Consider the following 12261-nt stretch of genomic DNA (forward strand, 5'->3'; position numbering starts at 1 on the left):
TTACCGACCCGTGACCGAGTCCTGGTTAACGTCGGTCACGCCATTCCGAGCTACCCCGGAACCGACTGAGCCCAGGAAAGGACTGGTCCCCATGACCACGAAATTCCCGCTGCCCGAGGACGCCACGAAGATGACCGCGTTGTACGTCAGCGCGATGAACGCGGGCGACGCCGACGCCGTCCTGTCGCTCTACACCGAGGACGCGGCGTCGGTGTGGGACCAGGAGCAGGCCGTCAGCGGCGCCGAGCACGCGCAGGCCGTGAAGGAGCTCATGGCCAAGCGGCCGGTGATGCGCGCCGAGCTCAAGGAGTCGTACGTGACCGGGGACACAGCGCTGCTGGTGGTCGACTGGTCGTTCGACATCGAGGGCGAGGAGCCGCTGTCCGGGACGGGCCTCGACGTGCTGCGCAAGGGCCCGGACGGCAAGTGGCGCTACGCCATCGACAACCCGTTCGGCGACAACTGACATGGAGCCGCGACTGGCCGAGGCGCACTTGGGCGGCCTGTTGTCCCAGCTGGGGCTGGACGCCGAGTACGTGCGCGGCGAAGCGGACACGCTGTGGTGGCGCCGGCCGTCCGGTGACGAGGTGCCGGTGGTGGACTTCGTCGGCGGCTACGGTTCGCTGGTGCTGGGCCACAACCACCCGGAGATCGTGAAGCACGCCCAGGAGGTGCTGCGACGGCAGGTCCCGGTGCACGCCCAGTTCTCCTACCACCCCTACGCCAACGACCTGGCCCTGGCGCTCAACCGCGTGCTGTGGCGGGAGTTCGACACCGATGAGCCCTACTCGGCGATCTTCGCCAGCACCGGCGCGGAAGCCGTCGAGGTCGCCCTCAAGCACGCCGAGATGGCCCGCGGTGCGCGGGTGGCGGCGCTGCGGGAGGAGATCGAGGCGCACCTGGCCGACGCGCCCGCCGAGCTGGCCGAGCGGGTGCGCGAGCACAACGAGGACCGGTACGACGCGCCCCCGGTGTTCCTGACCCTGGAGGGGTCCTTCCACGGCAAGCTGGCGAGCAGCGTCCAGCTCACCCACAACGCGGGCTACCGGCTGCCGTTCCGGACGCTGGCCGTGCAGGCGAGGTTCGTCTCCGGGGGCGAGGTCGCCAAGGAGGTCGAGGCGTGCCGCGTCACGCTGCTCGACGTCCAGGACGGCGGACTGGTCGAACGCGACCTGCCCGTGATCGCCGCGTTCTTCGTCGAGCCGATCCAGGGCGAGGGCGGCATCCACGTCCTGGACACCGGGGTCGCGGCCGACATCCGCGCCGCGGCCGACGCCGGTGGCTTCCCCGTCGTGGTGGACGAGATCCAGACCGGTGTCGGCCGCACGGGCGCCTTCTTCGCCTCGTCGCACATCGGGCTGCTCGGCGACTACGTGCTGCTGGCCAAGGCGCTGGGCGGCGGCATCGCCAAGTCGGCGGTGACGCTGATGCGGCAGTCGGCGTACGTGCCGGACTTCGAGCTCCTGCACAGCTCGACGTTCGCCAAGGACGCGTTCTCCTGCCTCATCGGTTCACGGGTGGTCGAACTGGTCGAGCAACTCGACGCCTGCGGACGTGCGGCGGAACGCGGCGCGGCGCTGGAGTCGGCGTTGCGCGCGGTGCAGGCCGACTTCCCCACCGTCGTCGCCGACGTCCGCGGTCGCGGCCTGATGCTGGGCCTGGAGTTCCACGACCAGTCCGGTGCCGCGGGCCCGGTGGGCGAGCTGGCCGGTCAGGGCCTGCTCGGCTACGTGCTGGCGGGCTACCTGCTCAACGCCCACCGCGTCCGCGTCTTCCCCACCGCCAGCGCCTCGCACACCCTGCGGTTCGAACCTTCGGTGTTCATCACCGACGAGGAGATCGGACAGCTGGCCACGGGCCTGCGTGCCGTGTGCACGGCCCTGCGCGACAACCCGTTCGCCCTGCTACCCGGCTGACCCACACCCCCAGGGGTCGGCTGTCCCGACGGCCCACCGACCGCGTCCCCCCGGTCGGTGGGCCGTTCTCGGCTCTTCAGGACACCGAGGAACACCCGGAACGCCCGACTGGACCGAACAGCGACGTGCCCGACTCGCGGCTCTCGGCGTCCGGCCGTTCCGGCAACGCCCTCACCCGGTCGCGCGTTGCGAGTCGACGCAGTCCGCCGAGCGCTCGGGAACCCGGACCGGTGGCAGCTCTTGCCGCGACTCGGTCACCGGGCCGTCGCAGCGCCGGTCCGCCTGGTGCGGGCTGCCGTCGGCGTCCTCGACCGACCGGGGACGAAGTCCTGGGAACGGCGGTCGTGAAGCTCGACGATCGGCGCCGATCCCGGTGTCGAACCTCCCGGTCCGGCTGGTCAGCGACCCCACCACCGGGCACGAGGTCGAGGTCGCCGGGCCAGCCGCCCGACGACCTCGACCTCCCGCCGCCCGGCTACAGCGGCACGTTGCCGTGCTTGCGGGCCGGGCTGCGGCGGCGCTTGTCGCGCAGCATCTCCAGCCCCCGGCGCACCGCCGCCCGCGTCTGCGCCGGGTCGATCACGTCGTCCACCAGGCCGCGCTCGGCCGCGTAGTACGGGTGCGCCAGTTCGTCCGCGTAACGGGCCACCAGCACCTGTCGCAGCTCGTCCGGATCGGCGGCGGCGGCCAGCTCCTTGCGGTGGATGACGTTCACCGCCGCCTCCGCTCCCATCACCGCGATCTCGTTGGTCGGCCACGCCAGGGACAGGTCGCAGCCGATGGACCGCGAGTCCATCACGATGTACGCCCCGCCGTAGGCCTTGCGCAGGATCACCTGCACCCGCGGCACCGAGGCCTCGCAGTAGGCGTAGAGCAACTTCGCGCCGTGCCGGATCGCGCCGCCGTACTCCTGGTCCGTGCCCGGCAGGAAGCCCGGCACGTCCACCAGCGTCACCAGCGGGATGTTGAACGCGTCGCAGAACCGCACGAACCGGGCCGCCTTCTGCGACGCCGCGGTGTCCAGCACGCCCGCCAGCACCAGCGGCTGGTTGCCGACCACGCCGACGACCTCGCCGCCCACCCGGGCGAACGCGCACACCACGTTGGCCGCCCAGCCCTCGTGCACCTCCAGGAGGTCACCGTCGTCCACGACCTCGCCGATCACGGCCCGGATGTCGTAGGGCTGGTTGGGCGACACCGGCACCAGCGAGGCCAGTTCGGGCCGCACGTCGTCGTCCCCGTCAGGCGGCTCGCACGACGGCGGCGGCTCCAGGTTGTTCGAGGGCAACAACGACAGCAGGTAGCGCACGTCGGCCAGGCAGCTCTCCTCGTCGTCGTGCACGAACGACGCCACGCCCGACAGCGAGCCGTGCACGTCCGCGCCGCCGAGCTGGTTGTGCGTGACCCGCTCGCCGCTCACCGCCCTCACCACGTCCGGCCCGGTCAGGTACATCTGCGCGGTCTCGCGCACCATGAACGTGAAGTCGGCCAGCGCGGGCGAGTACGCCGCGCCGCCGGCGCACGGCCCCAGCACCACGCTGATCTGCGGGACGATGCCGGAGGCCTCGACCTGGCGGCGGAAGATGCCGCCGTAGCCGTTGAGCGCCATCACCCCTTCCTGGATGCGCGCGCCACCGCTGTCGTTCAACGCGACGATCGGCGACCCGGTGGCGACCGCCATGTCCATCACCTTGTGGATCTTCTCGGCGTGGCCCGCGCCCAGCGAACCGCCGGAGATCGTGAAGTCCTGCGCGTAGACGAACACCCGGCGTCCGTCCACCGTGCCGGAGCCCGCGACCACACCGTCGGTGTGCGCGCCGGTCGTGCCCCGGCGGTACATGTCGACCTCGACGAAGGAGCCTTGGTCCAGCAGCAGCTCCAGCCGTTCCCGCGCGGTCCGCTTGCCCAGCCGGTGCTGGCGCTCCACCGCGACCCGGTCACCCAGGCCGATGCGACCGGCCAGCTCGTCACGCCGGTCGCGCAGCGCCCGCATGGTGCGCGGCGGTGGCGGCGACGTCGGGCGCACGGCCGGCCGCACGTCCATCTCGGAGATGCTCATCGTCGCCTTTCGCTCGTGTCGACCTGCCAGTACGCACCGTCGAAGAACAGCAGCCCCGCCGGGCCGTCGCCGCGGCCGGCGCCCAGCACCCGGCCGAAGAACACGGAGTGGTCGCCCGCCTCGTGGACGTCGGCCAGCTCGCACTCCAGCCACGCCAACGAACCGGCCAGCACCGGCGCCGCGGTGGCCGGGCCGGGCACCCAGTCGACCTCGTCGAACTGGGCCGGTCCCAGGGGCCGGTCGCGGGCGGCGAACCAGCGAGCGCTGGTCTCCTGGTCGCCGCGCAGCATCGAGGCGGCGAAGTGCCCGGCCGCGGTGATCGCGTCGTGCATGACCGCCGTGCGGGCCACGCAGCACAGCACCAGCGGCGGGTCCAGCGACACGGAGCTGAACGCGTTCGCGGTCATCCCGTGCATGTGCTCACCACCGACGGTCAGCACCACGACGCCGGTGGCGAAGCGGGCCAGGGTGGAGCGCATCTCGGTCGGGGACACCCCGGTCAGCTCGGGTGCCAGTTCCATCGCACACGTCCTTCCCGCGAACAGGGCGCGGACCGCGCCGGACGACGCGGTCCGCGCGTGCGGCTCAGCCCTGGATGTCCTCGACGCTGTCGGCGACCGGGCGGTCCACCGCCATCACCCACTTGCCGTCCTCGCCACGCACCAGCACGTCCGTGCACTTGCCGAGGATGCGCTGCTTGCCACCGTCGGGCTTGGTGACCTCGAGGTCGTAGTCCACGATGATCAGCGACGTGTCGCCCGCCGTGTAGTTGGCCCTGACCTTGGACGTCAGCTTCGGCTTGGTCGCCAGCAGCGCGGTGATCGCGTCCGTGCGCGCCTGGCCGGTCAGCGGCTCGCCGGACAGGTTCGAAATCGAGTCGTCGCGGTAGAGGCTGTCGAAGATGGCGCCCTGGCCCGAGTTGAAGGCGGCCAGGAAAACGTCGTTCTGGACGTCCGGGTCGTCGGTCAGGTCCATGTTCTGCAAGTCGATCTGGGCGGTCATGGGAGAGTCCTCGCTTTCCTCACGGATTCCGCATCGGCTACCGGACACGCTAATGGCGCGACCAGCCGGCCCACCCACCGCGGAATAACTGGCCGCTCATTTGGCAATCAACCGCGCGGTCCGCCCGGTAATGCGCCGACGACCCGCGCGCCGGGTGGCGCGCGGGTCGTCGGAGGTCGTGCCGGGTGGGGTCAGCCGCGGTCTTCCCGGAGTAGTCCGGCGGCCCGTTCCGCGATCATCACGGCGTGGGCGTGGGTGTGCCCGCGCGGCGCCTCGGGGATCACCGATGCGTCGACCACGCGCAACCCCGGCACGCCGCGCACCCGCAGCCGTTCGTCCACCACGTCGCCCATCCGGCACGAGCCGACCGGGTGGAACACGGTGCTCGCCCGCTCCCGGACGTAGTCGACCAGCGCGTCGTCCGCGGGCCACGGCGCGACCGGCCCGGTGTGCAGGCCGCTCAACGCCGCCGTGCCCAGCACCCGTTCGGCGAACCGCACCCCGGCGACGTACGCGCGCACGTCGGCCTCCTCGGTCAGGTAGCCGGGGTCGATGACCGGCGGCACGGACGGGTCCGCCGACACCAGCGCGAGCCGTCCCCGGCTGCGCGGGCGCAGCAGCACCACGCCCACCGTGTAGCCGGGGATCGGGTCGCCGTCGTCGGAGAACGCCATCGGCGACCAGATCAGCTCCACGTCCGGTGGCCCGTCGCCGCCGTCTGCGCGCAGGAACGCGACCGCCTCGCCGATGTTCGAGCTCGACGGCCCGGTCCGGTCGCGCTCGTACTGCTCGCGGCCGTCCTGGAGGAAGCGGGTGGCGGCCGGAGCGTGCACGGCCAGGTCGAGGATCATGTGGTCGTGCAGCCCGCGACCCACGCCGGGCAGGTCCACGCGCGGCGTCACGCCCACCGCGCGCAACTCGGTCGCAGGCCCGATCCCGGACAGCAGCAGCAAGTGTGGCGAGCCGACCGAACCAGCGCACAGCACCACCTCCCGCCGGGCGGTCACCGCGCGGTCCGCCAGCCGCACGCCGGTGGCCCGACCGTCCCGATCGAGCATGATCCGCTCCGCCCGCCGCCCGCTGAGCACGGTCAGGTTCGGCCGGCCCGAAGCGGGCTTGAGGTAGGCGTCGGCGGAGCTCCACCGGACGCCTTCGCGCTGCGTCACGGGCGTCAAGGCGCATCCGGTGTTGTCCGGACCGCCCAGGCCGCCCTCGACCGGCTTCAGGCCCACTTCCGCGCACGCGTCGAGGAACCGCGCGCTGCTCGGGTCGGGATCGCGCTGCGGCGAGATCCACAGCGGACCCGTCGTGCCGAACTCCGGACCGGCCTCGCGCTCACCGGCCCAGCGCTCCGCCCGCCGGAAGTACGGGTGCACGCGCTCCCACGACCACGACGGGTGCCAGTCGTCGAAGTCGGCCGCGTGGCCGGGCACCCACATCTGGAAGTTCGTGGCCGACGAGCCGCCGTGCACCCGGCCGCGCGGCCACGGCACCTCCCGTCCACCGAGGCCGGGCTGCGGCGCGGTGGTGAACGCCCAGTCGACCTCCGACCCGAACAGCTCCAGCGCGCCCAGCGGCACGCCGATGGCCGGGTGGTCGTCCGGACCGCCCGCCTCCACCAGGGCGACGGTGACGGCCGGGTCCTCGGTCAGGCGGGCCGCGACCACGCAGCCCGCCGAGCCCGCGCCCACCACCACGTAGTCGAACTCCTCCGCTTCCACCACGGCAACTCCTCCCACGAACGGGTTAGACGCGTCAGCGGGCCACCCGGACCGCCGCCTGCTTCGCCGCCACCAGACCGGACTCCATCGCCCCTTCGACGTAACCGCTCCACCCGGAGGCGATGTCGCTGGTGGCGAACGAGATCCGGCCCTGCGGCTGCTGCACGGCGCGCAGCAGGCCGGTCAGCTGTCGCGGCTGCCGGAACGACCAGCCGCCGAGCGCGAACCGGTCGCCGCCCCAGTCGTGGCCCTTCACCGACAGCACCCGGGCGTCCGGCACGATCAGCCGCACGGCTTCCTGCACCTGCGCGGCGTTGTTCACGTCCAGCCGCGGCTCGCCGCTGAACCCGATCATCAGCCAGCCCCGGGACGTCTGCTTGTACGGCACCAGGGTGTCCACCGGGTAGCCCTCGGGCGCGTGCACGTAGGTGTTCCCGATCGAGGAAGCCAGGTGCAGCCACAGCTTCTTGGCGTTCGGCACGCCGAACGTCTCCTGCGACGCCTGGAGCTTGGCCGTCGACAGGCCGGGCGCGAACTCGATGGTGCGCCACACGTTCACCGGGACGGCCACGACCACCGCTGCCGCTGTGTGCACCGAACCCGCCGCCGTGCGCACGGTGACCTGCCGGCCGTCGTCGGCGATGGACTTCACCGGCGTGTTCAGCAGCACCTCGGCCTGCGCCTCGGCCAGGATCGACCGGGCCAGGCCGTTCATGCCGGTGGCCGGCTTGTAGGTGTTGATGCCGTAGTACTGCTCGGCGTTGTAGTTGCACAGCGCCCACCAGTGCAGGAACTGCGTGTACGCGCCCCGCGTCGAGGCGCCGCCCAGGCCGCCGGTCGCCCCGGTGAGCCACTTCTCGTCCAGCGCGGACAGGTTCATCGAGTCCAGGTGCCGCCGGATCGTCAGCGCGTCCGGCGCCCGGAGCAGGTCGGCCCGCGCCAACGGGTTGTAGGCGTCGGGGAACAGCTCGCGGGCGCGTTCGCTGAACCGCGTCAGCAGCTCGCCCTGCCGGCCGAACGACTCCTCCGGCGGGAAGAACCCGAACCCGTTCTCCGTCGGGAAGAGCGTCCGCTCGGCGGCGCCGTCGGCGACGAACCCGATGCGCTGGGCTTCGATCTCCCGCCACACCGTGGTCTGCAACGGGTCGACCCACGTGCCGCCCAGCTCGACCTGCTCGCCCTCGAACGTGGTCGTCCACGTCCGGCCGCCGATCCGGTCGCGCGCCTCCACCACGAGCACCCGCAGGCCGCGGCGGCGCAGCTCCCGGGCGGCGGTGACGCCGGCGAACCCGGCGCCGACGACGATCACGTCGTGGGTCGACCGGGTGCCGCTGCCCGCCGCCGAGGCGACGGCGGGAGGCAGGGCGCTGCCCACGACGGCGGTCGTGGCCAGCGCCTTGAGGAAGCCGCGGCGGGTAGGGCCGGCGGCTTTGACCGACTGACTCATGTTTCTCGTGCCCCCAGTGGCATCCGGTGTTACAGGAACGGGGTCTCGGGGTCGAGGCCGACCAGCACCCGCCCGTGGACCTCCAAGCTCATGTCGGGTGACATGAGGCCGTGCGTGGTCAGGCCGAGCAGGTCGCGGTGGTAGCGCTGGAACGGCGCGGACCTGCTCAGCGCCGACGCGCCCGCGATGGTCTGGAGCGCCTCCACGGCTTCCTTGACGAGCAGGATCGCCGTGCCCGCCTGGCCGCGGACCGCCGCTTTCTCGTCCCACGTCGGCTGCTCGCCCGCGTCGGCGCGACGCTGGAGCACGTCCACGTAGGACGCCGACAGCGCCTCGGCCGCGGTGATCTTGTTGGCGGCCAGCGCGACGCGGTGCTGCGTCAACGGGTGCTGCCGCTGGTCGGTCCACGACGTGTAGGCCAGGCCGCGGCCGGGCAGGCGCTCCAGGAAGACCTCCAGCGCGCCCTTGGCCATGCCGATGTAGGCGGCGACGGACTCCGCGACGACGTAGCTGATCAGGCTGTACGCCCGGCCCTGCGCGGTGGGCGTGCGGCCGGCGACCCCCTCCGTCAGCGCATCCTCGCCGGTGACGACGCGGTGCGCGGGCACGAACACGTCCTTGGCCGTGGTGGTGGAGCTGCCGGTCCCCGACGCGGCGGACACGTGCCAGTCGTCCGCGATGGTCAGCTCCGACATGGGCACCATCGCGAACACCTCCTCCTCCGTGCCGTCGGGGTGTTCGGCGATGGCGGCCAGCAGGTCCCAGTGCGCGCCCCGGCAGCCGGTGTTGAACCGCCACGAGCCGTTGAGCAGGTAGCCGCCTTCGGTCGGCGTGGCCTTCGCGGTGGGCGTGAAGCCGCCGGAGATGCGCACCGACCCGCCCGCGAAGATCTCGTCCTGCGCCTGGTCCGGGTACAGGGTGGCCATCCAGGCACTCGACACCCACGCGACCGCCGTCCACGCGGTCGAGCCGCAGCCGCGGCCGATCTCGGTCAGCACGGCGATCTGCTCCGCCATCGGCAGGTCCAGGCCGCCGAACCGGCGCGGCACCGCCATCGAGAACACGCCCGCCTTGTCCAGCAGGTCGACGTTCTCCTCGGGAATCCAGCGGTTCTGCTCAGCCTCGGCGCCGTTCTCGCGCAGCCTCGGCACGATGTCGCGGACCGCGTCCAGCACTTCGCTCATGGCGTTTCCTCCCCGGTTCGGGTCAGCACTACGGGCAACGTCTCGTGGCCGTTGGAGATGAACGACCCCAACGGGCGCAGGTCCTCGGTCGGCACCGCGAGCCGCAGCCGCGGGAACCGGGCGAACAGGGCGGGCAGACCGACCGCGGCCTCCAGGCGGGCCAGCGGCGCGCCCAGGCAGTGGTGCACGCCGTGGCCGAACGCCAGGTGGTCGCGACGCGTGGGCCGGGTCGGGTCGAACTCGGCGGCGTCCTCGCCGTGCACCTTCGGGTCACGGCCGGCCGCGCCGAAGGCGATCACCATCGGGTCGCCCTTCGGGATGAACGCGTCGCCGAGGTCGATGTCCTCCACGGCGTAGCGCAGCGGCAGGTTCGGGAACGGCGCTTCCAGCCGCAACGACTCCTCGACCACGTCCTCCCACGCCGACGAGCCGTCCAGCACGGCGGCGTGCCGTCCAGGGTGGGTCAGCAGCAGGGCGATGGTCTGGTCGAGCAGGTTCACCGTCGTCTCGTGGCCCGCGGTGAACATCAGCAGCACGGTGTCGACCAGCTCGCGCTCGCCGAGGTGGCCGCCGTCCTCGTCGTGGGCCTGGATCAGGCCGGTGGTGACGTCGTCGCCGGGTCGGGTGCGCTTGATCGCGACCAGCTCGTGCAGCAGCCGGTACAGCTCCAGCTCGTTGGCCTTGACCTGCTCGGGCGAGGCGGAGGTGTCCATGATCTCGTGCACGGACCGCAGCAGCGGACCGCGGATCTCGTCCGGGATGCCCAGCAGCTCGGAGATCACCCGAACCGGCAGCGGGTAGGCGAACCGCTCGCGCAGGTCGACGACCTCGCCCGCGGGCACCTCGGCCAGCCCGTCCAGCAGTTCCTCGGTGATGGCCTCGATGCGCGGGCGCATCGCCTGCGTGCGGCGGGCGGTGAACGCCTTGGCCACCAGCTTGCGCAGCCGGGTGTGCTCCGCGCCGTACGCGGTGATCATGTTGCGGTCGGCGACCCACATCGCCAGCGACCACGTCTGCGCCAGCTCGCTCTCGCCGTTCTCCCACGCGGGCCAGTGCCGGTAGGTGTCACGGGACACCCGCCGGTCGGTCAGCAGCTGCTTGATCAGCGCGTGGTCGGTGACCCACCACGCGATCACCCCGCCGGGGAGCTCCACCCGCACGGCGCGCCCGAGCGCGCGCAGGCGCTCGGACTCGCCGTGGATGTCGCGCCCGGCCGTGTCGATGACCGGGTAGCCGACTTGGTTGGTCATGCGAACTTGCTCGCGTCCTGGTCCCGGAGGATCCGGCACACGTCCCGGAACCCGGCGTCGACCTGGGCCAGCTCCTCGTCGCTGAGGTGGATCGACGGCTCGAAGCGCATCGTCTCCAGGTTGGAGGCGGTGGAGAAGATGCGGATGCGGTGCTTGCGCAGCAGGTGGCCGCCGATGACGAACGCCAGCGCCTCGTACTCGACCGCCTCGCGGATCTCCGGGTCGGCCGACTTGCTCTGGTCGTGCAGCTCGAAGCCGAGCATCAGGCCTTTGCCGCGGACCTCCTTGACCACGTCCGGGTAGTCGGCCTTGATCGCTTCCATCATCGCCACGGCCTTGGCGCCACGCTCGGCCGCGAGCTGGTAGGCCTTGCCGCCGTCGGCCTCCAGCATCTCCAGGAACTTCAGCGCCAGACGGCTGGAGAAGCCGTCGCGGCCGAAGGTGGAGGTGTGCATCAGCTCGAAGTCCTTGCGGTAGCGGTGCTCGTTGACCAGCACCACGCCGAGCTTCGCCAGGCCGCCGCCCAGCGCCTTGGCCAGGATGATGTAGTCGGGCTTCAGGTCGATCTGGGTGCCCGCGAGGAACGTGCCGGAGCGGCCCATGCCGGACTGGATCTCGTCGGAGACCAGCGGCACGCCGATCCTGTCGCACGCCTCCCGCAGCGCCCGGGCCAGCTCGCGGCTGATCGGGAAGATGCCCGCCTCACCCAGGATCGGCTCGACCAGGAACGCGGCGAACACCGGGAAGTCGCGCTCGACCAGGTCGACCACGCCGTCCTGCACGACGACGTCCAGCAGCGCGGCCCGCTCCTCCTCGACGACCTTCTCGATCATCTCCGGGCGGTCGCGCGGGATGAACCGGGCCTGCGCGGCGAGCGCCTTGAACGGGCCGCGGAACTCCTCGTTGAACGTGAGCTGGACGCTGCTGACGAGCTTGCCGTGGAAACCGCCCTCCAGGGCGAGGAACAGCGGCGGGCGGGCCTCGGTCTCGGCGTTGCGGCGGCGCACCTCGGCGACGAGCCGGTCGAAGTCCGCGCCGCCGGCGAGCCCGGCGGCGGCCTCGGAGACGCGGGCGCCACCCGCGATGGCGGAGCGGGCGGCCTCGACGTTGGCCTCGATGCCCTCCTTCAGCTCCTTGATCCGCATGCCGCGGTCGAGCTCGGCGTGCTTGATCGTGATTTCCACGGCCTCGGCGCCGGAATTGCCGAACAGGCCGTAGAACTTGTCGTCGGTCTTCAACTCGCGGCGGATGATCTCGTTCAGCTTGGCCGCGAGGTCGAGCGCGTAGGAGTAGCCGGAGAACTGCGCGTGCACGGGGGTCTGCTGGTCCAGCAGCCACTTGGCGTGCTCGACCAGTTCGGGGTTGTTGTGCCCGAACATCAGCGATCCGAACCCGCTCGCGGCGTCGAAGACGCCGACCTCGCTGCCGTCGTCGGCCAGGTAGTGGAGGGTGTTGCCCTCGGCGCGCACGTACTTCAGCGCCAACCCGAACTCCGACAGCACTTCGACGAGGTAGGAGTCCGCGAATTCGGGCGCACCAGGAGAAGCGCTCATTTCTCACTCCGATCGAGGTGAATGGTGAGGTGGAGGTCCGCGCCCGCGGTTTCGGCGAGCGACGCTGTTCTATCGCAGGTCGGAGGGGGTGCCGGTCATCGCGGGTTCACCGGAACGGCCGATGACCGG

The 12261-nt window shown here is 71.8% G+C and carries 10 protein-coding genes; 2 read left to right on the forward strand and 8 right to left on the reverse strand.

From position 1 onward, the window contains the following. The first annotated feature begins 91 nt into the window (after positions 1 to 91). The gene (locus tag EDD40_RS04420) at positions 92 to 466 is read left to right on the forward strand and encodes a YybH family protein (RefSeq protein WP_123741749.1); all 375 of its coding nucleotides are present in this window, start codon (positions 92 to 94) and stop codon (positions 464 to 466) included. 1 nt (position 467) lies between these two features. Next, positions 468 to 1916: an aspartate aminotransferase family protein gene (locus EDD40_RS04425; protein WP_123741750.1), complete on the forward strand. Its 1449-nt coding sequence runs from the start codon at positions 468 to 470 to the stop codon at positions 1914 to 1916. Between the two features lie 475 nt (positions 1917 to 2391). Here the strand turns inward: EDD40_RS04425 and EDD40_RS04430 are convergent, their stop codons facing one another. The 8 genes from EDD40_RS04430 to EDD40_RS04465 all read right to left on the reverse strand — a co-directional run bounded on the left by EDD40_RS04430 (position 2392) and on the right by EDD40_RS04465 (position 12132). Then, positions 2392 to 3960, reverse strand: a complete 1569-nt coding sequence (locus EDD40_RS04430) for an acyl-CoA carboxylase subunit beta (RefSeq protein WP_425471329.1) — start codon at positions 3958 to 3960, stop codon at positions 2392 to 2394. An 11-nt stretch (positions 3961 to 3971) separates the two neighbouring features. Next, positions 3972 to 4496: a flavin reductase family protein gene (locus EDD40_RS04435; RefSeq protein ID WP_123741751.1), complete on the reverse strand. Its 525-nt coding sequence runs from the start codon at positions 4494 to 4496 to the stop codon at positions 3972 to 3974. A gap of 64 nt (positions 4497 to 4560) precedes the next feature. After that, a complete protein-coding gene (locus tag EDD40_RS04440; RefSeq protein ID WP_123741752.1) occupies positions 4561 to 4977 on the reverse strand; it encodes a YybH family protein in 417 nt (138 codons plus the stop codon). Between the two features lie 191 nt (positions 4978 to 5168). Further along, a complete protein-coding gene (locus tag EDD40_RS04445; RefSeq protein WP_211348082.1) occupies positions 5169 to 6701 on the reverse strand; it encodes a GMC family oxidoreductase in 1533 nt (510 codons plus the stop codon). Between the two features lie 31 nt (positions 6702 to 6732). Beyond that, positions 6733 to 8145: a flavin monoamine oxidase family protein gene (locus tag EDD40_RS04450; protein ID WP_123741753.1), complete on the reverse strand. Its 1413-nt coding sequence runs from the start codon at positions 8143 to 8145 to the stop codon at positions 6733 to 6735. 29 nt (positions 8146 to 8174) lie between these two features. After that, the gene (locus EDD40_RS04455; protein WP_123741754.1) at positions 8175 to 9329 is read right to left on the reverse strand and encodes an acyl-CoA dehydrogenase family protein; all 1155 of its coding nucleotides are present in this window, start codon (positions 9327 to 9329) and stop codon (positions 8175 to 8177) included. Continuing rightward, positions 9326 to 10579: a cytochrome P450 family protein gene (locus EDD40_RS04460; protein WP_123741755.1), complete on the reverse strand. Its 1254-nt coding sequence runs from the start codon at positions 10577 to 10579 to the stop codon at positions 9326 to 9328. The genes EDD40_RS04455 and EDD40_RS04460 overlap by 4 nt, the downstream gene beginning before the upstream one ends. Continuing rightward, the gene (locus EDD40_RS04465) at positions 10576 to 12132 is read right to left on the reverse strand and encodes an aspartate aminotransferase family protein (protein WP_170184940.1); all 1557 of its coding nucleotides are present in this window, start codon (positions 12130 to 12132) and stop codon (positions 10576 to 10578) included. Before EDD40_RS04465 ends, EDD40_RS04460 begins: the two co-directional genes overlap by 4 nt. Positions 12133 to 12261 lie beyond the last annotated feature (129 nt).

This window comes from Saccharothrix texasensis (assembly GCF_003752005.1).
GTDB classification, from domain to species: Bacteria; Actinomycetota; Actinomycetes; order Mycobacteriales; family Pseudonocardiaceae; genus Actinosynnema; species Actinosynnema texasense.

What these genes read in the sequence shown, in the direction of transcription:
- EDD40_RS04450 (WP_123741753.1), bottom strand. Translation starts at nt 8,145, where the DNA reads ATGAGTCAGTCGGTCAAAGCCGCCGGCCCTACCCGCCGCGGCTTCCTC.
- EDD40_RS04440 (WP_123741752.1), bottom strand. Translation starts at nt 4,977, where the DNA reads ATGACCGCCCAGATCGACTTGCAGAACATGGACCTGACCGACGACCCG.
- EDD40_RS04465 (WP_170184940.1), bottom strand. Translation starts at nt 12,132, where the DNA reads ATGAGCGCTTCTCCTGGTGCGCCCGAATTCGCGGACTCCTACCTCGTC.
- EDD40_RS04420 (WP_123741749.1), top strand. Translation starts at nt 92, where the DNA reads ATGACCACGAAATTCCCGCTGCCCGAGGACGCCACGAAGATGACCGCG.
- EDD40_RS04435 (WP_123741751.1), bottom strand. Translation starts at nt 4,496, where the DNA reads ATGGAACTGGCACCCGAGCTGACCGGGGTGTCCCCGACCGAGATGCGC.
- EDD40_RS04455 (WP_123741754.1), bottom strand. Translation starts at nt 9,329, where the DNA reads ATGAGCGAAGTGCTGGACGCGGTCCGCGACATCGTGCCGAGGCTGCGC.
- EDD40_RS04430 (WP_425471329.1), bottom strand. Translation starts at nt 3,960, where the DNA reads ATGGACGTGCGGCCGGCCGTGCGCCCGACGTCGCCGCCACCGCCGCGC.
- EDD40_RS04460 (WP_123741755.1), bottom strand. Translation starts at nt 10,579, where the DNA reads ATGACCAACCAAGTCGGCTACCCGGTCATCGACACGGCCGGGCGCGAC.
- EDD40_RS04425 (WP_123741750.1), top strand. Translation starts at nt 468, where the DNA reads ATGGAGCCGCGACTGGCCGAGGCGCACTTGGGCGGCCTGTTGTCCCAG.